The following is a 21028-nucleotide window of genomic DNA, read 5'->3' as shown; positions in this document are numbered from 1 at the left end:
GCATGAGGACGACCGGGGGCACCATGCGTTGCCTCAGGCGCTTCAGAGAACTTCCGCAAGGAAGCGCTTCAGCCGCTCGCTTTTGGGATTGTCGAAGATCTGCTCCGGGCAGCCGGCCTCGACGATGCGACCCTCATCCATGAAGACGACTTGGTCTGCCACCCTGCGGGCAAATCCCATCTCATGCGTCACCACGGCCATCGTCATGCCCTGGCGGCCGAGAGCGGCCATCAGGTCGAGCACGCCCTTCACCAGTTCGGGATCGAGCGCACTCGTCACTTCGTCGAAGAGCATCACCTCCGGATCCATGGCAAGCGCGCGGGCGATGGCGACGCGCTGCTGCTGCCCACCCGACAGGCCGGCGGGCCGATGATCCCTACGCTCTGCGAGACCGACCTCCGCCAGACGCGCCTCGGCGATGCGCTGCGCCTCCTGCCTCGGCATCTTCTTGATCTTGGTCAGCGAAAGCATGACGTTTTCGAGTGCCGTGTGGTCGGGAAAAAGGTTGAAGTGCTGGAACACCATGCCCACACGCCGGCGCAGCCTCTCCGGCTTCATCGCCAGGATGCTCTCGCCATCGAGCAGGATGTCGCCGCCTTTCGGCTCGACAAGCCTGTTCATGCATCGCAGCAGCGTCGATTTTCCCGAGCCGGAAGGGCCGATGATGCAAGTGACGGTTCCGGCAGCAATGTCGAGATCAACACCCTTCAACACGTCGAGATCGCCGTAGGCCATGGCGAGGTCTCGGATGTTCAGGGCGCCGCCTTTGAAGCGCGGCGTACTCTCCTCGGCCGTGCCCGTGGGATGGGGGTCAGCGGCCCGCAACTCGCTTACCTCGACCAATCCGCTCGCAACACCCGAGCCGCGGCCTTGTTTTCCGAGCCGCAGTCTCGCATCGATATAGTTGACGAAGTGGGTCAGCGGAACGGTGATGACGAGATAGAAGACGCCCGCCAGCAGCAGCGGTGACAGATTGCCAGTGACGACGGCCTGATCCTGGCCGACCCGGAAGATCTCCCGCTCGGAAGCGAGCAATCCGAGGAAGTAGACAAGGCTGGAATCCTTGACGTTTCCGATGAATTGATTGACCAGCGCCGGCAGAACCCGCCTGATGCCTTGTGGGATGACGATCAGGCGCATGCCCTGGCCATGGCTCATGCTGAGAGCCCGGCAGGCTTCCATCTGGCCGCGCTCGACGCTTTGAATGCCGGACCGGAAAATTTCGCCGATATAGGCTCCGGCAATCAGGCTGAGCGCCAGGATGCCGAGCGGAAATGGAGACGGACCGAAGATCTCGCGCCCGATCCGGGCAAACCCCTGGCCGATGATTAGGATCGTGACGATCGCCGGAAGCCCGCGGAAAACATCGGTGTAGATGCGCGCCGGCAGCCGCAGCCAGCGGGATTGCGAGATGCCCATCACGGCAAGCGCCATACCGATGATGACGCCGAGCACGGTCGAGGCAGCGGCCAGGATCAGCGTATTCTTCAGGCCGACGCTGATCATGCTCGGCAGAACTTCCGCCATGGCGTCCCAGTCCAGGAAGCTGCGGCGCAGATTTTCAAGCCAGTTCATTCAGATCCCCATGAATTCTTGCCCGGCGCGGACGCCGCCGTCCGGCAGAGCCTTGGTAAGCCGCCCGCCATGAGCGGGCGGCTTGCGGCGTCACTTCTTGGGAAGATACTGTTCCGGCATCGGCGAGCCGGGGAACCACTTTTCGTAAAGGGTCTTCCAGGTGCCGTCCTGCATCGCATCGTGAAGCGCGCCGTTGAGCGCCGTGCGAAAGGCGTCATTTCCTTTTCGGACCACGAAGCCAGCAGGCGCATCGAAGGAGGGGATATTCACGGCAACCTTCAGCGCGGGATAGCGCTCGCCATATTGCTTGGCGGCCTCGTAGTCGAGAAAATGCGCATCGACCGTTCCGTTGTTGAGGGCAGCCACGGCAGAATTGTTGTCGGGGAATTTCACCAGATCGGTTCCCCCGAAATTCTTGGCCGCATAGACTTCCTGCAAGGTCCCCTGCACGACCCCGAGACGCTTGCCCTTGAGGCCATCGGCATCCTTGATACCGGCATCCGGGGTCAGCACGGAGAGATAACCGGCAAGATAGCCGTCGGAAAAGTCGATGGTCTTCTTGCGGGCTTCGGTGGTTCCGATCGCCGCAACGGCAACGTCGAACCTTTCGTTTGCGACCGACGGCAGGAGTGCTGAAAATTCCTGGCCCGTAAACGTCACCTTGTCTTTTTGAAAGCCGAGGCGGGAGACGACGTTGAGAAACAACTCGATATCGAAACCGGTAAACTGGCCGTCCGCCGTGGCAAACGTATAGGGCTTGGAATCGCCCATCGTGCCGACGCTGATAGTCCCTGGCTCGATCAGGTTATAGGGATTGTCGGCTGCGGCCGCAGAACCTGCCCCCATCGCAAGAAGGCATGTGACAAGGCCGGCCCGCAACGGGGCCATGATGGCCGGAAAAAATAGAAAAGGCTTCATCGTCGTTCTCCGCTCTGAAAGGAATGCTCTTGTCGGCATTGTCGTCCCCCGCTGCCGCGCATCGCGACAGAGATTAATGGACAAGATACCGGTCTCTGATATAAAGAGACCGGTCTCAATACATATTTGATATCCGTCAATTGACCTGCCGTCAATAACTCTTGTAGTCCTCGGCCCATGGAAGATTCCGCTCATCCGAAACGTGCAGTCACGGTCGCCGACGTCGCGAAGGCCGCAAAGGTCTCGAAGGCTACGGCCGCCCGCGTTCTCGGCGGCTACGGCGTGGTCAGCGCCAAGATCACAGATCAGGTCATGGCGGCCGCCGCCGCCCTCGAATACCGCCCGAACGAACTCGCCCGGAGCATGAGCACCGGAAGATCCGGTATCATCGGGGTCGTGGTCGGCGATATCGAGAACGCTTTCTTCAGCCTGGCGGTGCGCGGCATCAGCGATGCGGCCCGCCTCGCGGGATTCAACGTCATCATCGCGAATTCGGGCGAAGAGCTCGATGCGGAAAAATCGGCCGTCGACCTCCTGATCGGCAAACGCGTCGATGGCCTGATCGTCACTCCGGCCCGCTGCGACAGCATCGATCATCTCCACCACGTCCGCCGCGCCGGCGTGCCGCTCGTCCTGTTCGACCGGGCGATCCCGGAACTCGATGTCGACGCCGTGACCGGCGACGACCGGGATGCGGCCATCGCGGCGACCCGGTATCTGATCGAGCAAGGACATCGCCGCCTCGCCTACGTCTCTGCTATGGATGCCGAGGGCGGCAGGACCACAGATATCGGGCGGATCTCGAATTCCGCCGTGCGCGAACGCGTAGAAGGTTTTGTCAGCGTCCTGACCGAGGCGGGTTTGCCGAACCCTCTTCATTATGTCAGGCTCGGAGCCACGGACCAGCGCCAGACAGACGGCGTGATCAAAAGCCTGCTCGCCGACAGTGCCGCGCCGACGGCGCTGCTGGCATCGGACAGCCTCGTCGGCTTGCGCATCTTCAAGTCGCTACAATCGCTCGGCCTGTCGATCCCCAAGGACGTGTCGATGATTTCGTTTCTCGACGCCGACTGGACCAGCGTCACCGTTCCGCCGATCACCATCGTAGACCAGCGCGTCTACGAGATGGGCAAGCTCGCCGGCGAGCGGCTCATCGCCCGTATCGAACGCACCCCTCTTGCCGTCGAACGTCTGCGCGTCCGCACGAGCCTCGTCCTGCGCGGCTCCGTCGCCACGATCGGCCGGTGAGACCTATTGATTTGGCCATACCCGCTCGCTTGAAGCAGCGAGCAGTGCCGCACTGCGATGTGCAACTGATGTCCATGGTCGCCGATTTGATATTACATGGGGTTGCTGTTGTTTTTGCCTGACCAACGTTATTTAATACCGAAAATACTCGCTATGGGATTTTCAGAAAGATCATGCTCCAGTCAAAAGACGCTTCATCTGAGCTGATAGATTTGATCTATGGAAGTCTATTCGGTGAGTGCAACTGGCAGGATTTTCTAGATCGCGTTGCGCAAACCTCGCCGAATGGAAAGGCTGCCCTCCATTACCACGATCTGGCCTCGCCTGTGGCCCATGTTCCCTACGTATCGGGGTTTTCGAGGAATGAGGTCGACCAGTTCAGCAGCCACTTTGCCGCAGTGAACCCCTGGATTCCGAGATTGAGCTCAGCGCCCGTCGGTCAGGGTGTCTGCGGAGACGAGATCTTTCCACGCGAGGACTTGCTCAAATCGGAATTCTACAATGATTGGCTGAAGGGGCAGGCCCAATGCGAGACGAGCATTGGTGTCTCCATCATTCGGGAGGAAACCCGCACCTTCGTCCTATCGACCTGCACGTCGTCAGCGGATCCCGGTTTCAACAAGGAGGCAGCCGGGCGGTACACGATACTCGCTCCCCATTTGAAAAGAGCTTTCGACTTCATCCGGAAGCGCGATTTACTCGCCCCGGAAAGACAGACAACGCAAACCCTGTTTGATAGCATCGGCGTCGGACTGATCTACGTTTCGGAGCAAGGGCGAGCACGCCAATGGAATAAGAGCGCGGAAGCCTTAATGGCGACTGGCTTTCCTATGCATGTCGCCCCAAGCGGCAAGCTCGAACTTCAATGCGAGAGGTCGACCGCTGTTCTCGATTTCCTGACCTCCAGAAAAGGTGTGCAAACAAGGCCGCATACGGCGATTGCAAACGGGAAGGACAAGGCAAGTTATCGCATCACACTCCTCCGGCTCCAGTCCGATGCATTCACTGAGATCTTGGAGGGGCCGACCGTGGCCGTCATTGTCGAGCCGATGGTGGCCACGCCGCTCAATGAGCGGCGAGACTTCCTAATGGAAGCCTACAAACTGACTGCGACGGAGATTCGGATCGCATCAAGCATAGCCTCGGGCCTTTCTCCAAAAGAGGTGGCCATAGCCGATCACATCAGCTACGAAACGGTCAGAACCCACCTCAGAAACATCTATTCCAAGCTCGGGGTAAACTCCCGGGTTGGTTTGGTCGCGCTGCTCATGCGCTGACGATAATCTTGCAACTCGTCCCTACCGCCCGCATGGCTAGCCAGCCTTCGCATATTGCGAACGGGTGCCAAGAGCAAAGACATGCAACACTCGAACATTCCGGCAACCCTCGTCCCATCGCGGGGAAAAACCAGTGCTACGCCCACTAATCATAGAGTTCGCCGTGGCCGATCTGGTCCTGCCTGGTGGCTGCGTCGCTGATTGAGGGATCGTCGGCCGGATCGGGATCTCTCTTGTTGGCATCGCTTAAAGACTGGGCGGCCTTAAGCAGTGCTGCGGTTATCTCCTCAGTGCCCCATCCGGCTTCATTGGCGGCTGCAATCAGCCTTTCCAAGGCGTCGCGCGCGGCTGCGGTCGCCTCTTCGAAGCGCTCCGCGGGAGATTCGGTTTTAGGTGGTGGAAAGGTCATAGGCGTTCTCTCCAATAGGTCCGGCTCTTCGGAGTGAACGCAGCCCGGGGGAAATAGATGCACGACCGTGCTGATTAAACAAACCGATGCCCAGCAGCGCCGTACCGGAAAAGGCCCGCCACGTCTTTTCCCCTCAGATGACCGTCTGCAACAGAAACGGAGAGCGCTCCAACGGACGCTGGGCGAGGATCCTCAGCATTGCGGGGCCTTGTATGCCGGAAGTCGTGCAGGAATGGCCGTCGTGATAGACCACCGTCATGATGCGGCTGAGACTATTGTACCTGATCTCTGCGATCGTCCGGGTGTGAACCGGAAAGATGAATTCATGGGGTTGAGATTTCTCCCCCGAGGTTTTCAAGGTCATTGCGATGCCCCAACGAAAAAAGCAATTTTAGCCCCACCGCGCCTGGTCTGAGCCTAACGGTGTCCATCAAGCACATATTGCTGCGACGGTCGCGTGACATCGGCGTGACACGCAGAATCGGCACTGCTAACTCAAAGCGGAATTGGTGACGCGTCAGCTGCCAAAGCGGCCATCAACCGTCAATGCAATGTCCGTCGGATCCCGTGTGCGAGAGCGGCCTGCGGCCAGCATTCGACCGTGCGTGCCAACGATCGAACGGCTTCGTCCACGTTGAAAACCACGTCCCCGAGCCGCTCGATCTCATGATCGAGCTCGTAGACCTCGACTTCGTCGAGGTCGTCATTCTGGAGCATTCGCCTCATTGCCTCGATAAGGCGCTCAGTTCGCCCAACGATATCCAGCGCGCTGCGTATGATGATGTCGAACATGCCGTCCCCTCGCTTCGATAATGAAGGGTCGGCCAGAATCGTGATGCTGACAATCCTGAAATCTTGTCAGATGCGCTCGCGGATCGTGTCGTAGAGATCCCGCAACTCCCGCAGTGCGGGTTGAGGCCGATGGCGCGGCAGGGCGGCGCGACGCCCAGCAAAGGCAAGTGCGCCGGCGACCGCCGCGACGAGCAGCAGCGTTGAGGCCGGGTAGAGCTTCACCGCCGCTTCCGTCTGACGCATTGCTTTCCCGGCACTCCCCTTTACCGATCGGGCGGCATCGAGGACCTGTTGCTGGAGCGTGCCGATCTGCTTTCGCAACGCGCCGAGCTCTTCGGCCAGGTCATGACCAGACTGTCGGGGAACGCCGACCGATGCCGTATTCGTATCGATGACGGCTTTCGGAACGGGCTCGCCGATCTTAGCTCCCTTGGTGTCGAGGGTCGTCGTCTCAGTGCTCTTGCGGCGCGGCATGATCATTTCTCCTTCCTGGAACATGATGCCGAAAAGTGTGAGCGGCTTTCGGAGAACAGGATTCAGATTCAGGTCGAAGGGACCTAAAATCCTCCCGTTCTAGTCGTCGTCGAGCGAGAAGACCGGCCGGTAGTGGCGCTCGGCGATCAACAAGCTCCGGTCGGGCCGGATGATGTAGATCTCCTCGACCTGGCGCCCCCATTGATCTGTGAAGGTGTGGGGGAAGGAAGAGCCCACCGGCGATTTCGTCAACTTGGTACGAGGCTGGCCATTATACGTGATGCTGCCGGGAATGGGTGCCAGTCCTGCCGACGAATAACTGCCTACTCCGGTCGTACAGCCTGTCAGCACAACCGCAAAAACCAGCCCAAATCCTATGCTCCGCTTCATCGATCCCTCCAGCTGCCTTGTCTTCACGCGGCACGCGCTTTTATCGTCAATGTAACAGGGGACGACAGACATTGTTCCAGAATTTGGCCGGAGACATCAGAGGAGGCGAGACTTCGCTCGAAACCGGAACGACCGCGGCATCGCGTCGTTCTGTCGAAGCCCATGCAGTCGCCTATCCCCTCACGTTGGCGTTGAACTTTTCGGAGACCGAGTGGTAAATCCGAGAATATGCGCGGATATGATGAACGGACGGACCGGGCCAACGCGACGTGTGAACTAAGGGAAGTTCGGCGATGTTAGCAAGACCAGCCGGATATGCCGGGGCCGCGATCGCTGCTCTGTGGGCGGCCTGCCAGATCGGCCGACTTTATTCCTCCACCGAACCGTTCGGTCCCGAGCTCATGAATGTCGCAAGAAATCTCGGCATTTTCATTCTGCCAGCGCTCGTTCTTCTCCTGGCGGGGCCTTTCAGGATGTGGTTCGACAGATTTGCGCCGCTGTATCCCTTTGTGCTCGGAGCCGGTATCCTCAACATCTATGTGCAGGACGATGCGCTGGCTGCCGGCTTACCGATGATCGTGCTTGTCTACCCCTTCCTGGTAATCTTTGCGCTCGCCTATTTGTTTCGCGGAGACGTGTCGGAGATGCGCAATTGAATCCTGCAGTGCCGCGCGTGTTTTCTAACGCGCAAAAGACGCTGTCGCACTTTGAATGGCTGCCGTCACGGGCGACCAGCTGGCGCAATCGCTGAAAGGTGTCGTGCCGATGATGATGGCGCAGCTCAATATGCCCGAGTTGCAAAACCAGGTGGCGGCTGCCGTCAACACTTATCTCGACGGACCGAAATGCCTGACGATCAGCGCCGCCGGAAAAGCCGGTTCCCGTCCCGATGATCATCGGCGCGGCCATGGGCGCACCGAACACCATTTCTTCGCTGCTTGGCATCAAGGTCACGGCGAACGACTAGCTATTCGCAGAGGCGTTTCACAAACGCCTCTGCCAGAGGCGGGTTTTGCAAACCTGCCTCTGCATCCCTTTTCTGGGAAATCAGAGTAACAAGCCGACGAAAGGCGTCCGCCACCTCGAGCCATTCCAGGAGAAGTGCGAAGCGGTTTTACCGCGAAAGCTCTAAAACTCGTCGCTGCGACGCTTCACGGCGTGCTTCAACGCCACCATATGCCTTCGCCGCTCCAGCATATAATCGGCATATCCGACGCAGATGAACAGCAATGTCGGGCCGGCGTAGATGATCATCAGAGCCAACGCGATAAGGATGAATGCGCTCGTCATGGTCTTTTTTCCATCAATATAGTCGCCGCATCTCACGCGGCGAAAGCGGACAGGTCCTCATCTCGGTAATCCCCGTCCTTATTCCTTCAAAATTCGCCGGCTTCCTATTCGTTCCCTCCACGATCGATTTCCATATGAGCGCCAGGCCCTATCGAACGACAATGATGAAGCGAACGGCTCGCCCGGCCTTAATCACTCCCGCGGACGTTCCTCCCGCATTGCCGCCGTCACGCACTTCAGCAGCGGGCTCGACATCAGATCCGCGAGCAAAACCGATAGCTTCGGCTTCCAGTTCGGATAGCTGTCGCTGGTGCCTGGCACATTGGTTGGCCTTTTTTCGTCGGTGAGATCGGCGAGACGGACCGCGGCGAGAAGCGAGGGCGTCCTGGCGATGAAGCGATAAGCGCTGACGGTCAATTCTCTCAGCGTCTCCTCGCTTGCCCGCGCTTGGAAAAGCCTGGCCGGCAGTTCGAGGCCGGCAGCCTTCAGCGCCGCTTTCAGGTTCCTCCGCTCGCGCTTGCGGTCTTCGAGGTGCTTCTTGGTGAGATCGGGCGGCACGATGCCGTGGTCGCACCGGGCCTGAATGTCGGCGCCGCGCCACCAGCCGGCAAGGGTTTGGTGGTCATGCGTCGAAATGCAGGCCAAAGCCAGGGCGGGATAGACGTCCGCCGGCTTGAAGCCCTTCTCGTCCTGTTCATAGGAAAGGATGCGGTAGGAGAGAATGTGGGCCGTCGCAAGATCGTCCTGCAATCCCTTGGGGATCAGGCCCAGGTCTTCTCCGATAACGAGGCACCGATGCTCGGCGGACACTTCGGCGAGGATCTGCAGCAGCCGATCCGCGGGATAACGGACATAGGCGCCGCCGTCCGGCCTGCTGCCCAATGGCACCAGGAAGAGGCGGCGAAGTGCTGCGGCGTGGTCGATGCGGATGGCGCCCGCATATCGCATGGCAGCGCTCAGCATGCGCCGGAAAGGCGACATTTCTCCTGCCGCGATCGCGGAAGGCAGATATCCGGCAAGGTGCCAGTCCTGCCCGTCCACGGCGAATGGATCGGGTGGGCTGCCGATGGTGGCCTTCGAGACATAGGTATCCGGCTCGCTCCATGTCGCCGAACCGTCGACCGCTTCCCCGACGGCAAGATCGAGATAGAGCCCGATCCGCAGGCCTGCCTTCCGCGCCCGGTCCGCCGCCTGCATCAGTTGCCGGTGGGCGAGCCATTGCAGCCACATGTGGAAAAGGACGTCGTCCGCGTGTTCGCGCTCGAATTCGGCAACGGCGGCGCTTTCGAAGCGCTGGAAATCGGCCGGCCAACGTTGCCAGCCGGCGCCTGTCCCGCGCTCGACCATGGAAAACGAGAGGCATTCGAAAAGCGCATGCAGCCGCAGGTTGTTACCACCTTGCGTGATGAAGGCGTCGAAATCGGCCGGATCATAGGCATCGTCGATCACGCTGCTCTGTCGCCAGGCCGGCCAGAGATCGCGCAGGACCCTCAGCTTGATCTGTGCGACGCCGACGTAGTCGACGAGATCGGTTTGGCGAAGGCTTTCCAAATGCCGTTCGAGTTCGGGACCGCAGGCAAAACCCGGCAATCGGTCGACCGCGATATAGAGCGGGTTGAGATGCTGGCGGCTCGACGGCTCGTAGGGACTGCAACGGTCTGGATCGGCGAGAAACGGCGCATGAAGCGGGGTGAGGCCGATGAAATCGGCGCCCAACGATCCTGCGAGATCCGCCATATCGGACAGATCCTCGAAATCTCCTATGCCCCAGTTGCGCGCCGAACGGAGCTCGTAGAGCTGCAGGCTCACGCCCCAGACGCGCGTGCAGGAAAGGAAATCGGGCAGAAATGACCTGGCGATTTTCTTAGCCGCCGGCTTGGGCCGTAACGCGCAGGTCGCGGGATCGGCGGTTCCCGGCAAGTCGATCTTGAGTGCCGAGAGGATCTTGCGCTTGGTCTCGGCTGATATCGCCACCTCCCGATTGTCCGGACTGGGCCTGGTCGGGCTGATGCCGTGCCGGCGGGCGAGCTTGTCGAACTCAGCAGGTTTCATCGTTTAATCGCCTTCCTGTCAGCACGCCGTTACGCCTCGCTGATATTCCAAATCACCGTCCAGGGTGCGAGATCGCCGCCGTCGCTGCCGCCGAGACCGAAGATCGTCTCGCCGTCGTCCTGCGGCGAGACGAGCGGCACCGCCTCGGCGCCGAGGTTGGCCTGCAGATGAAGACGCCGGCTCTGCGCCAGGGTCCAATCCACCGCGAGCGCGCTTCCCGTCGAGCGATAGACCGCGGTTCCGGCGCCAGCGCCTTTCAGCAAAGGCACGATCCTGCGGTGCCGGAGGTCGAGAAGCATCCTGTAAAAACCGAGTAACTCGGAAGAGGCGAGTTTCGACCAGTCCAGCTTGGCGGCGGCAAAGGTCGATGGCGCCGTCGGGTCGAGAAGGTCGTCGGCGTCGAAGCCCGGGAGACGGGAAAGCTCCTCGCGACGGCCTTTCCTGACCTTCTCGTTCAGATCCTCGTCGAAATCGCAGAAGAAGGGGAAAGGTTCTCTGGCGCCCCATTCCTCCCCCATGAACAGCATCGGGATCTCAGGCGCCAGCAGGTAGATGGCGGCGACCGCCTTGACGACATCAGCCGGGCTCGAAGCCAGAACCCTATCCCCCAGCGCCCTGTTGCCGATCTGGTCATGGTTCTGGATGAAGGAGATAAAAGCGGTGGGCGGCAGATGGCCGCTCGGCTTGCCGCGGCTTCCGCCGCGATAGGGCATGTGTTCCCCCTGAAACACGAAACCTTCCGCCAGCGCCCGGCCGAGCTTGCCGGCGTCACCAGCGTAATCGGCATAATAGCCGAAGGTTTCGCCGGTGGCGGTGATATGCAGCACATGGTGCACGTCGTCGTTCCACTGGGCGGTGAACAGCTTCACTTCCCCGTTTTCGTCACGCTGCAACAGGTCGCTGTCGTTCTCCTCGTTTTCGACGATCAGATGAACATGCCGGTCGCCGGCCGCGGCCCTGACGCGGCGGGCAAGCGCGTGAAGCAGATGCTCGGAGCTATCGTCCTTGATGGCATGCACGGCATCGAAGCGGAAACCGTCGAGCCTGAACTCGGTGATCCAATAGATGGCGTTCTCGATGATGAATTCGCGGATCATCTCCGACCCGTCGCCGTCGTAATTGATACCGTTGCCCCAGGGTGTCTTGTGATGATCGGTAAAGAGCGGTGCATAGGCCGGGATGTAATTGCCGTCCGGCCCGAAGTGATTGTAGACCACGTCCAGGAAAACCGAGATGCCGTGCTGGTGCGCTGCGTCCACCAACCCCATGAAATCTTCCGGCCGGCCGTAGCTGCTGTCCGGAGCATAGGGAAGCACGCCGTCATAACCCCAGCTGTAACGGCCGGGAAATTCACTCAGCGGCATGATCTGCAGCGCCGTAACGCCCAGCGCCTGCAGATGGTCAAGCCGCTCGATCGCGGCCTTGAAAGTACCCTCCGGCGTGAAGCAGCCGATATGCATCTCATAGATCACCATCTCTTCCCAGGGCCGTCCCGTCCAGTCGCTCGTCTTCCAGCGATAGAGGGAAAGGTCGACCACTTCGCTCGGTCCGTGCACATCCTGCGGCTGAAACCGCGAGGCGGGATCGGGTATTTCGAGACCGTCCGGCAGGACGAAGCAGTAGCGCGTACTGACATTGGCATCCGCGACTGTAGAGTGGTGCCAGCCGTCCCCGACCGCCTGCATCGGCCGCGGATCAGCGCCTTCAATCTTCAACAACACGCTTTCATGCAAGGGAGCCCAGAGGCGGAATTGAAAACCCTCTTCAGTGGATGCCGGTCCGAACGTCATTTGGGTCAAAGGAAAGCCTTCGATGAAATTGGGATGGGATCTGGGTAACTTTTGTCAGGGCAAAAAGTTTCGCACGCACGAAGAGAGCGGCCATCGTCGCGAGGTGCCCTCCGGCAGAGACCCAAAGAGTATGATTCCATCCTATCGGGAGAAGGATTTTATCCTATCGCGTGCTATAAACCTGCAACAGCAGGAGTTTATTCGATGCGTTCGACGCAACAAATGAGCATCACGTTGCCCCTGGAAATGGCGAAGCGCGTTAAACAGCGGGTGTCCAACGGTGATTACGCCTCGGAGAGCGAAGTCACACGCGAGGGACTGCGGGCTTTGCAGGAACGCGAGAATGCCGTCGAGCATTGGCTGCGAACAGAAGTTACGGCCACCTATGATGCCTACAAGGCCGATATCCGCCTTCCCGATGAGGCGGAATTGGATTGGGCGGGTATCTATAGTCCCGCAAGACATCCGCATCTTCTGCCGTCGCCCGCGATTATGTGGCCCGCATCAAGACCTTCGTAAGTGGGTTCGAAACGTACCACGAACGCCGCAGCATCCGCGATCATGTCCGACCCGGGTTACGCATTGTGGTTTCGAGCGCCGGGTAAGCGTGGCGTTCGTAGTTGAGCCCACCGAATTGTTATCCTCCGCATCCTCTATGCCGGGCAGCGGTTTGAAAGCGACGCGAGTTAGAGCCGACCCAGAACGCAATACCCCAGCACATCCCCACGTCGACCCTCAGGCCGCCGCGACTTTGCCCGAGAGCGCCTGATCCATCGCCGCCTGAAGCTGTTCCTGTGTGAATGGCTTCTTCATCCGCAGCATCCGGCCGAGGCCATGGTCCTCGGAAAACTCGGCATAGCCTGAGGCAAGGATGATGGGCAGGCCTGGAAAGGAGGAGCGAAGGTGACGCGCAAGCTCGGCGCCCGTCATGCCCGGCATGGCATGATCGGTGATGACGAGGTCGCAATCCTGCCCGTGGGCAAAGAATTCCAAGGCCTGGGAAGCGGAAGACGCTTCCTGCGGCAGGTGCCCGAGATCCTCCAGCATCGCCACGGTCCCGGTCCTGACAAGGGCATCGTCATCAACTACGAGAATGGCAAGCGGCCGCGACGCCGGCTTCAAAGGCTCCGTCGCCGGCAGCTCGACGGGAGGCTGCACCTTGACGAATGCCTCGGCAACGGGCAGCCAAAGCGAAACCGTCGTGCCTTTGCCCCTAACGCTTGATATCTGGATCGAGCCACCGGATTGCGCCGCCAGGCCATGCACCATCGACAGGCCGAGACCGGTGCCCTTGCCGACCCCCTTGGTGGTGAAAAACGGTTCGGCGGCACGCGAGACCGTTGCCTCGTCCATCCCCTCGCCATCGTCCGACACCGATATCCTGATGTAATTTCCGCCTGCAAGGCTGGCCGGCCGGGCTTCTTCGGCTGCCGCCGCGGCAACCGTCACGGCTCCGCCGCTTTCGAGCGCATCCCGCGCATTGACGAACAGGTTGAGCAACGCCAGTTCCAACTGGTTGCTGTCGACCAGGAGGGGTGCCAGATCCGCCGGGATGCTTTTGCGGATTTCGATGCGCGGCCCCACCGCCTTGGCGAGAAGATCCTCGACGTTTTCGAACAGCCTGAAGAAGTCGACCGCCTGCGGCTTAAGCTCCTGGCGGCGTGCGAAAGCAAGCAGGCGCTGGGTGAGCGCCGTGCCGCGTTCGGCCGCCTGGATCGCGTTCGTCACCAGGCGTTCACTGCGTTCATCGGCCGGAAGCCGCTTCTTGAGAAGATTCAGGCTGCCGAGAACTGCCATCAGGAGGTTATTGAAGTCGTGGGCCACGCCACCCGTCAGGTGGCCAATCGTGTCGAGCTTCTGCGCCTCGAACAGCTGTGCGAGCGCCTCTTCGCGCTCCCGCGTCCGTTGATCAATCCGGTGCTCGAGTTCCTCGTTGAGCTCACGCAACTGCGCTGCAGAAGCCTCGAGCTCGGCGGTGCGCTGGTGAACGCGGGCCTCCAGCTCGACGTTCAGGCGTTCGAGTTCCCTCGTCTTCCTGTAGAGCTCGGCAAAGACCCGCACCTTGGCTCTCAGCACCTCGGGGACGATCGGAACAGAGACGTAGTCGACCGCGCCCACAGCATAGCCGCGCAGCCGGTCGGGTTCCGCCAGCATCACGGCGGAAACAAAGATGATCGGCGTGTTCTGATAGCGCGGATGCTGCCGGATCATGCTGACGAGCTCGAACCCATCCTGTTCGGGCATGCAGACATCAACGAGGATCACCGCGATTTCAGTGCGCAACAGGTGCTCGAAGGCTTCGCGAGCGGATTGCGCCTTGATGAGGTTTTCCTCGAGCTCTTCGAGAATGACCTCGTAACTCAGGAGCTTTGCCGGTTGGTCGTCGACGAGGAGGATGTTGACGGGGTTCATGGCGAGGTCCTCAGCGATGCAGCCACATGCGAAGAGCCGACAGAAGCTGTTCGGTATTGACCGGCTTCGCCAGATAGTCGGATGCGCCCGCTTCCAGGCATTTCTCGCGGTCGCCCTTCATCGCCTTGGCCGTCAGCGCCACGATCGGCAGCCGCCGGAACCGGGGCTCCGAACGGATGAGCTGCATCGTCTCGTAGCCGTCCATTCCAGGCATCATGATGTCCATCAGCACGATCGCGACAGAGGGTTCGTTGTTGATGACATCGATGGCTTCGCTGCCGGTCGTCGCGGTCAGGACCTTCATTCCCCGGCGTTCGAGGACGCTGCTCAGCGCGAAGATGTTGCGGGCATCGTCGTCGACGAGCAGCACGGTCTCGCCGACAAGATCCTCATCCGAGCTGTGCAGTTCCTGCAGCGTCGCCTGTTTTGCGGCCGGCAGGTCGGCGACCACCCGGTGCAGGAACAAGGCCGTCTCATCCAGGAGACGTTCGGGCGACTCGACCCCCTTGACCACGACGCTGCGGGCCATGCTGTGCAGTGCCGCGTCTTCCTCGGCGGAAAGCTCCCGGCCGGTGAAGACGACCACCGGCACCTCGCCGATCTCGGCGTCGTCGCGTATCTGCTCCAGCACGTCGAAGCCGGACATGTCGGGAAGGGAAAGGTCGAGCACCACGCAGTCGGCGGCATTCTGCCGAAGGGCTGCGAGAGCCTCCGATCCGGAGCCGACGCTGGTGATATCGATGTCGTCATGTCCGAGAAGGGCGGTGACGCTCAGACGCTCGGCCTCGTTGTCTTCCACCAGCAGCAGATGCTTGCGGCGCGGTTGTGCATAGGCCTTCAATCGCGACAGTGCCTTGCCAAGGCCTTCTGGTGTCGTCGGCTTGCTCATGAAGGCGAAGGCGCCGCGGGTCAGCCCATGTTGGCGATCCTCGTCGAGGCTGATGATCTGGACCGGAATATGCCGCGTCTGCGGATTCTGCTTGAGCTGGCTCAGCACCGTCCAGCCGAGCATATCGGGCAGAAAGATGTCGAGCGAGATCGCCGCCGGCCTGTAGTCCTGCGCGAGTGCGAGCGCATCGCTGCCACGCATCGCCACCAGAACCTTGAATCCATTGTCGCGGGCGAGATCCACCAGCACGCGGGCGTAATGCGCATCGTCCTCGACGACGAGCAGCACGGAGTCGCCGGCCTCTATCTGATGGCGATCGTCTTCAACATGTTCGATCGGCTTTTCGGCGCGGCGGTTTGCTGCCGCCTCGGCGAATTCTACGACATTTGCCGACGGAACGGTCTTGGGGGCAGCCGCGCCGGCGCCGACATAGGTGAGCGGCAGATAGAGGACGAAGGTGCTGCCGATACCGGGGGTGCTGCGCAGCTGGATTTCGCCGCCGAGCAGGTTCGCCAGTTCGCGACTGATCGCCAAGCCGAGGCCGGTGCCGCCGTATTTGCGGCTCGTCGAAGCGTCCGCCTGCTGGAACGCCTCGAAAATGATGCGCTGTTTTTCAGGCGGTATGCCGATGCCGGTATCGACGACTTCGAAGGCAATGACCGAAGGCGCGTGCTTGAGGGAGGGATGATCGGACGACCAGCCGCTCGTTGCCGACGCGACGCGAAGTGTCACGCCGCCCTGCGCGGTGAACTTGAAGGCATTCGACAGCAGGTTTTTGAGGATCTGCTGCAGTCGCTTCGAATCCGTGATGAGGCTCTTTGCAACATCGGCGCCGACATCGACCGAGAACGACAGGTCCCGGTTTTCGGCCTCGTGCCGGAATGGCCGCGCCATCATCTCGAGCAGGTTGCTGACAAAAATCTCCTCGGCATCGACCGAGACTGTTCCGGACTCGATCTTCGACAGGTCGAGGATGTCGCTGATCAGGTTCAACAAATCGGTTCCCGCGCCGTGAATCGTCTTTGCGAACTCGACCTGTTTGCCCGAGAGGTTGCCATCCGGATTTTCTCCCAGCTGCTGGCCGAGGATGAGGATCGAATTCAAGGGCGTGCGCAGCTCATGCGACATGTTGGCGAGGAATTCGGATTTGTACTTCGATGTCAGCGCCAGCTCGGTTGCCTTTTCCTCGAGCGCGCGCCGGGCCTGCTCGATTTCCTGGTTCTTCGCCTCGACTTCGACGTTGCGCTCCTCCAGTTGCTGCGCCTTTTGTCCGAGCTGCTCGTTGGTCTGCTGCAGCTCGCGCTGCTGCGTCTGAAGCTCGGCGGCAAGCTGCTGGGACTGCTTGAGCAGGCCTTCGGTCTGCATCGTCGCTTCGATCGAGTTGAGGACGATGCCGATCGATGTCGTCAGCTGATCGAGGAAGGACAGCTGCAACTCGGTGAATTCGCCGACGGAGGCCAGCTCAATCACTGCTTTCACCTGCCCCTCGAAATGCACAGGCAGCACGATGGCGCTCCTCGGCAAGGTCGTGAACACGCCGGAGCTTATCGGAACGACATTGTCGGGAAGGTCGGTGACCAGGATGCGGCGGGCGTCGCTGGCGCACTGGCCGACAAGTCCCTGGCCGAATTCGAGCCGCGCCGGGTGCGCCGCCTCGCCCCCTTTCGCGTAGACAGAGAGCAGCGACAAGATCGGCTGCCGCTCGTCGGAATCCACCTGGTAGATGACCCCCTGATGGGCACCGACCAGAGGCGCCAGCTCCGACAGCAGCATCTTGCCGACCAGCGTCAGGTCGCGCTGCCCCTGCAGCATGTTGGTGAAGCGCGCCAGGTTGGTCTTCAGCCAGTCCTGCTCGGTGTTGCGCTCGGTGGTCAGCCTGAGGTTATCGATCATCGTGTTGATGTTGTCCTTGAGCTCGGCCACTTCGCCGCGCGCGTCGACCTTGATCGAGCGCGTCAGGTCACCCTTGGTGACGGCGGTCGCCACCTCGGCGATGGCGCGCACCTGCGTCGTCAGGTTGGCTGCCAGCAGGTTGACGTTACCGGTCAAGTCCTTCCAGGTTCCCGCAGTACCTGGAACATTCGCCTGACCGCCGAGGCGGCCTTCCACGCCCACCTCACGCGCAACCGTGGTCACCTGATCGGCAAAGGTCGCGAGCGTGTTGGTCATGTTGTTGATGGTCTCGGCAAGGGCTGCCACCTCGCCCTTCGATGCGACGGTGAGATTTTGCTTGAGGTCGCCGTTCGCCACCGCCGTCACCACCTTGACGATGCCGCGCACCTGCTCGGTCAGGTTGGCGGCCATGACGTTGACGGTGTCGGTCAGGTCTTTCCAGGTTCCGGCAACGCCCGGCACCTGCGCCTGGCCGCCGAGCTTGCCTTCGGTGCCGACTTCGCGGGCAACACGCGTCACTTCTCCGGCGAAGGCGTTGAGCTGGTCCACCATCGTATTGATGGTGTTCTTCAGTTCGAGGATTTCCCCCTTCACGTCGACGGTGATCTTGCGCGACAAGTCGCCGCGCGCCACGGCCGTCGTGACTTCGGCGATGTTGCGGACCTGGGTCGTCAGATTGGCGGCGAGCAGGTTGACGTTATCGGTTAGATCCTTCCAGGTGCCGGCGACGCCGGGAACGACGGCCTGACCGCCGAGCCTGCCATCGGTGCCGACTTCGCGGGCAACACGTGTCACTTCGCCGGCAAAGGAGCGAAGCTGATCGACCATGGTATTCAGCGTATCCTTCAAGAGCAGGATTTCGCCGCGCACGTCGACCGTGATCTTGCGCGACAGGTCGCCGTTGGCGATAGCGGTAGCCACCTCGGCGATGTTGCGCACCTGCGCCGTCAAGTTGCCGGCCATGGAGTTGACGCTGTCGGTCAGGTCCTTCCAGGTGCCGGCAACACCGGAGACCTGCGCCTGGCCGCCGAGCTTGCCTTCGGTGCCGACTTCGCGGGCGACGCGCGTCACTTCGCCGGCAAAGGCGTTGAGCTGGTCCACCATCGTGTTGATGGTGTTTTTCAGTTCGAGGATTTCCCCCTTCACGTCGACGGTGATCTTGCGCGACAGGTCGCCGCGGGCCACCGCCGTCGTCACTTCGGCGATGTTTCGCACCTGGCCGGTCAGGTTGGAGGCCATGGAGTTGACGTTTTCGGTAAGATCCTTCCAGGTGCCGGCGACACCTGGCACCTGCGCCTGGCCGCCGAGCTTGCCCTCGGTGCCGACCTCGCGGGCAACGCGGGTGACTTCGGAAGCAAAGCGGTTCAGCTGATCGACCATGGTGTTCAGCGTTTCCTTGAGCTCGAGGATTTCACCCGAGACCGACACCGTGATCTTCTTCGACAGGTCGCCATTGGCAATCGCAGTCGAGACTTCGGCGATGTTGCGCACCTGCGCCGTCAGATTGCCTGCCATTGAGTTGACGCTGTCGGTCAGGTCCTTCCAGGTGCCGGCGACGCCGAGCACGTTCGCCTGGCCGCCGAGCCGCCCTTCCGTGCCGACCTCGCGCGCCACACGCGTCACCTCGCCGGCAAAGCCGTTGAGCTGATCGACCATCGTGTTGATGGTCTCTTTCAGTTCGAGGATTTCGCCCGACACCGTCACGGTGATCTTCTTGGACAGGTCTCCCTGGGCGACGGCGGTCGCGACTTCGGCGATGTTGCGCACCTGCCCGGTCAAGTTGGAAGCCATGGAATTGACGCTGTCTGTCAGGTCCTTCCAGGTGCCGGCAACGCCGCGCACATTCGCCTGGCCGCCGAGCCGGCCCTCCGTGCCCACTTCGCGGGCGACGCGGGTCACTTCCGAGGCAAAGGCGTTCAGCTGATCGACCATCGTATTGATGGTCTCCTTCAATTCGAGGATCTCCCCCTTCACGTCGACGGTGATCTTCTTCGACAAATCGCCATTGGCGATGGCAGTCGAGACTTCCGCGATATTGCGCACCTGCGCCGTCAGGTTGCCGCCCATCGAGTTGACGTTCTCAGTTAGATCCTTCCAGGTGCCGGCGACGCCGCGCACGTTGGCCTGGCCGCCGAGCCGGCCTTCGGTGCCGACTTCGCGGGCCACGCGGGTCACTTCCGACGCAAAGGCGTTCAGCTGATCGACCATCGTGTTGATCGTTTCCTTCAGCTCGAGGATTTCCCCAGACACCGTAACGGTGATCTTCTTCGAGAGGTCGCCGTTGGCGATCGCAGTCGAGACCTCGGCGATGTTGCGCACCTGCGCGGTGAGGTTCGAGGCCATGGAATTGACGTTATCGGTCAAGTCCTTCCAGGTGCCGGCGACGCCTGGCACCTGCGCCTGACCGCCGAGGCGGCCCTCTGTGCCGACTTCACGCGCCACACGCGTCACCTCGCCGGCAAAGCCGTTGAGCTGATCGACCATCGTGTTGATGGTTTCCTTCAGCTCCAGGATTTCTCCCGAGACGTCGACGGTGATCTTGCGCGACAGGTCGCCGCGCGCCACGGCCGTGGTCACCTGGGCAATGTTGCGCACCTGAGCCGTCAGGTTGCCGCACATGGCATTGACGCTGTCGGTCAGGTCCTTCCAGGTTCCGGCGACACCCGGCACCAGCGCCTGTCCGCCGAGCTTGCCTTCGGTGCCGACCTCGCGGGCGACGCGCGTCACTTCCGAGGCGAAGGATCTGAGCTGGTCGACCATGGTGTTGATCGCCTCCTTCAGCTGCAGGATCTCGCCGCGCACGTCGACGGTAATCTTCTTGGAAAGATCGCCATTGGCAACGGCGATCGTCACTTCGGCGATGTTGCGCACCTGCGCCGTCAGGTTCGACGCCATCGAGTTCACGCTTTCGGTGAGGTCCTTCCAGACGCCGGTCACCTCCGGCACCTGCGCCTGGCCGCCGAGTTTTCCGTCCGTGCCGACCTCGCGCGCGACGCGCGTTACTTCCGAGGTGAAGACGCTCAACTGCTTGATCATCGTATTGACGATATCGGCCGAGCGCAGGAATTCACCTTTGAGCGGCCGCCCGTCGACGTCGAGCGGCACGGTCCGCAAGAGATCTCCCTTGGCGACAGCCGTAATCGTGCGCGTAACAGCTGTCGTCGGCCACAGGAGATCGTCGATCAGACCATTGATCGATCCCTCCATCTCGGACCAGGAGCCGTCCGACAGGCCGAAGCGTACGCGCGTGCTCGTTCGCCCGTCCCGACCGACCACCTGCCCGACATGCTCGAGCTGCTGGGCCATGCGCTGATTGGCGGCAATGATGTCGTTGAGGGCATCGGCGACTTTGCCGGTGAGACCTGTCAGGTCGGACCGCATCCGTACGGAAAAGTCGCCGCGCCTAACCGCGACAAGGACTTCCAGAAGCGCGCTGGCGTCGTCGAACGCCATCGTTTTGTGGTCATGCCCATTGAGGCTATCTACCGCAACGCTGTCGCGCGCGAATTCGCTAGTTTGGTTGCTCACGAAAATCCCCCTATTCGACGACTGGTAATTTAGTGCTCAACTCAGAAAATGGTATGGGCCGTCCCGCGTTCATTCTAACATGATTCACCAC

Annotated in this window: 16 protein-coding genes and 1 pseudogene; 5 read left to right on the top strand and 12 right to left on the bottom strand. The window is 61.1% G+C overall.

The window, feature by feature from the left end:
* Positions 1-42 precede the first annotated feature (42 nt).
* Both AC244Q_RS27995 and AC244Q_RS27990 read right to left on the bottom strand, forming a co-directional pair.
* A complete protein-coding gene (locus AC244Q_RS27995; protein ID WP_128406899.1) occupies positions 43-1575 on the bottom strand; it encodes an amino acid ABC transporter permease/ATP-binding protein in 1533 nt (510 codons plus the stop codon).
* 90 nt (positions 1576-1665) lie between these two features.
* Positions 1666-2493 (bottom strand): ABC transporter substrate-binding protein, encoded by an 828-nt coding sequence (locus AC244Q_RS27990; RefSeq protein ID WP_003562731.1) that lies wholly within the window; start codon positions 2491-2493, stop codon positions 1666-1668.
* Between the two features lie 177 nt (positions 2494-2670).
* Between AC244Q_RS27990 and AC244Q_RS27985 the strand changes: the two genes are divergently transcribed.
* Entirely contained in the window at positions 2671-3741 is a 1071-nt protein-coding gene (locus AC244Q_RS27985; protein ID WP_128406898.1) for a LacI family DNA-binding transcriptional regulator, read from the top strand.
* A 173-nt stretch (positions 3742-3914) separates the two neighbouring features.
* Positions 3915-5018, top strand: coding sequence for a LuxR C-terminal-related transcriptional regulator (locus tag AC244Q_RS27980; protein ID WP_128406897.1), 1104 nt, complete (start codon positions 3915-3917; stop codon positions 5016-5018).
* 145 nt (positions 5019-5163) lie between these two features.
* Here AC244Q_RS27980 and AC244Q_RS27975 read toward each other — a convergent pair whose 3' ends face one another.
* The 5 genes from AC244Q_RS27975 to AC244Q_RS27955 all read right to left on the bottom strand — a co-directional run bounded on the left by AC244Q_RS27975 (position 5164) and on the right by AC244Q_RS27955 (position 7083).
* Positions 5164-5427, bottom strand: a complete 264-nt coding sequence (locus tag AC244Q_RS27975) for a hypothetical protein (protein ID WP_128406896.1) — start codon at positions 5425-5427, stop codon at positions 5164-5166.
* Between the two features lie 133 nt (positions 5428-5560).
* Complete coding sequence (locus tag AC244Q_RS27970; RefSeq protein ID WP_011649482.1) at positions 5561-5791, bottom strand: hypothetical protein; 231 nt, start codon at positions 5789-5791, stop codon at positions 5561-5563.
* Positions 5792-5970: 179 nt separating this feature from the next.
* Entirely contained in the window at positions 5971-6219 is a 249-nt protein-coding gene (locus AC244Q_RS27965) for a hypothetical protein (RefSeq protein WP_012755476.1), read from the bottom strand.
* Between the two features lie 66 nt (positions 6220-6285).
* Positions 6286-6693 carry a hypothetical protein gene (locus tag AC244Q_RS27960; protein WP_128406932.1) on the bottom strand — a complete coding sequence of 136 codons (408 nt, stop codon included), beginning with the start codon at positions 6691-6693 and terminating at the stop codon, positions 6286-6288.
* A 99-nt stretch (positions 6694-6792) separates the two neighbouring features.
* A complete protein-coding gene (locus AC244Q_RS27955) occupies positions 6793-7083 on the bottom strand; it encodes a hypothetical protein (RefSeq protein WP_128406895.1) in 291 nt (96 codons plus the stop codon).
* Between the two features lie 293 nt (positions 7084-7376).
* Here AC244Q_RS27955 and AC244Q_RS27950 point away from each other — a divergent pair, with 293 nt between their 5' ends.
* Both AC244Q_RS27950 and AC244Q_RS27945 read left to right on the top strand, forming a co-directional pair.
* Positions 7377-7739, top strand: a complete 363-nt coding sequence (locus AC244Q_RS27950) for a hypothetical protein (protein WP_128406894.1) — start codon at positions 7377-7379, stop codon at positions 7737-7739.
* Between the two features lie 64 nt (positions 7740-7803).
* Positions 7804-8050 (top strand): annotated as a pseudogene (locus AC244Q_RS27945) (hypothetical protein); the annotation flags it as partial.
* Positions 8051-8211: 161 nt separating this feature from the next.
* Here the strand turns inward: AC244Q_RS27945 and AC244Q_RS27940 are convergent.
* The 3 genes from AC244Q_RS27940 to treZ form a co-directional block, all read right to left on the bottom strand.
* The gene (locus tag AC244Q_RS27940) at positions 8212-8373 is read right to left on the bottom strand and encodes a hypothetical protein (protein WP_164902325.1); all 162 of its coding nucleotides are present in this window, start codon (positions 8371-8373) and stop codon (positions 8212-8214) included.
* A gap of 192 nt (positions 8374-8565) precedes the next feature.
* The gene (gene malQ, locus AC244Q_RS27935; RefSeq protein WP_128406893.1) at positions 8566-10425 is read right to left on the bottom strand and encodes a 4-alpha-glucanotransferase; all 1860 of its coding nucleotides are present in this window, start codon (positions 10423-10425) and stop codon (positions 8566-8568) included.
* A 29-nt stretch (positions 10426-10454) separates the two neighbouring features.
* On the bottom strand, positions 10455-12215 hold the full coding sequence (gene treZ / locus AC244Q_RS27930; protein ID WP_432431721.1) for a malto-oligosyltrehalose trehalohydrolase: 1761 nt from the start codon (positions 12213-12215) through the stop codon (positions 10455-10457).
* Positions 12216-12419: 204 nt separating this feature from the next.
* Between treZ and AC244Q_RS27925 the strand changes: the two genes are divergently transcribed.
* Positions 12420-12734, top strand: coding sequence for a type II toxin-antitoxin system ParD family antitoxin (locus AC244Q_RS27925; RefSeq protein ID WP_128406891.1), 315 nt, complete (start codon positions 12420-12422; stop codon positions 12732-12734).
* Positions 12735-12950: 216 nt separating this feature from the next.
* Here AC244Q_RS27925 and AC244Q_RS27920 read toward each other — a convergent pair whose 3' ends face one another.
* Together AC244Q_RS27920 and AC244Q_RS27915 are read right to left on the bottom strand one after the other, a co-directional pair.
* Complete coding sequence (locus AC244Q_RS27920; RefSeq protein ID WP_128406890.1) at positions 12951-14627, bottom strand: response regulator; 1677 nt, start codon at positions 14625-14627, stop codon at positions 12951-12953.
* A 10-nt stretch (positions 14628-14637) separates the two neighbouring features.
* Positions 14638-20937, bottom strand: coding sequence for a HAMP domain-containing protein (locus AC244Q_RS27915; RefSeq protein ID WP_003562755.1), 6300 nt, complete (start codon positions 20935-20937; stop codon positions 14638-14640).
* Between the last annotated feature and the right edge of the window lie 91 nt (positions 20938-21028).

The sequence above is a fragment of the Rhizobium sp. CB2179 genome (genome assembly GCF_057653455.1).
The sequence above is the reverse complement of the archived record's forward strand: the minus strand, read 5'-3'. Positions and strand labels throughout refer to the sequence as shown.

What these genes read in the sequence shown, in the direction of transcription:
- AC244Q_RS27995 (WP_128406899.1), bottom strand. Translation starts at nt 1,575, where the DNA reads ATGAACTGGCTTGAAAATCTGCGCCGCAGCTTCCTGGACTGGGACGCC.
- AC244Q_RS27990 (WP_003562731.1), bottom strand. Translation starts at nt 2,493, where the DNA reads ATGAAGCCTTTTCTATTTTTTCCGGCCATCATGGCCCCGTTGCGGGCC.
- AC244Q_RS27985 (WP_128406898.1), top strand. Translation starts at nt 2,671, where the DNA reads ATGGAAGATTCCGCTCATCCGAAACGTGCAGTCACGGTCGCCGACGTC.
- AC244Q_RS27980 (WP_128406897.1), top strand. Translation starts at nt 3,915, where the DNA reads ATGCTCCAGTCAAAAGACGCTTCATCTGAGCTGATAGATTTGATCTAT.
- AC244Q_RS27975 (WP_128406896.1), bottom strand. Translation starts at nt 5,427, where the DNA reads ATGACCTTTCCACCACCTAAAACCGAATCTCCCGCGGAGCGCTTCGAA.
- AC244Q_RS27970 (WP_011649482.1), bottom strand. Translation starts at nt 5,791, where the DNA reads ATGACCTTGAAAACCTCGGGGGAGAAATCTCAACCCCATGAATTCATC.
- AC244Q_RS27965 (WP_012755476.1), bottom strand. Translation starts at nt 6,219, where the DNA reads ATGTTCGACATCATCATACGCAGCGCGCTGGATATCGTTGGGCGAACT.
- AC244Q_RS27960 (WP_128406932.1), bottom strand. Translation starts at nt 6,693, where the DNA reads ATGCCGCGCCGCAAGAGCACTGAGACGACGACCCTCGACACCAAGGGA.
- AC244Q_RS27955 (WP_128406895.1), bottom strand. Translation starts at nt 7,083, where the DNA reads ATGAAGCGGAGCATAGGATTTGGGCTGGTTTTTGCGGTTGTGCTGACA.
- AC244Q_RS27950 (WP_128406894.1), top strand. Translation starts at nt 7,377, where the DNA reads ATGTTAGCAAGACCAGCCGGATATGCCGGGGCCGCGATCGCTGCTCTG.
- AC244Q_RS27940 (WP_164902325.1), bottom strand. Translation starts at nt 8,373, where the DNA reads ATGACGAGCGCATTCATCCTTATCGCGTTGGCTCTGATGATCATCTAC.
- malQ (WP_128406893.1), bottom strand. Translation starts at nt 10,425, where the DNA reads ATGAAACCTGCTGAGTTCGACAAGCTCGCCCGCCGGCACGGCATCAGC.
- treZ (WP_432431721.1), bottom strand. Translation starts at nt 12,215, where the DNA reads ATGACGTTCGGACCGGCATCCACTGAAGAGGGTTTTCAATTCCGCCTC.
- AC244Q_RS27925 (WP_128406891.1), top strand. Translation starts at nt 12,420, where the DNA reads ATGCGTTCGACGCAACAAATGAGCATCACGTTGCCCCTGGAAATGGCG.
- AC244Q_RS27920 (WP_128406890.1), bottom strand. Translation starts at nt 14,627, where the DNA reads ATGAACCCCGTCAACATCCTCCTCGTCGACGACCAACCGGCAAAGCTC.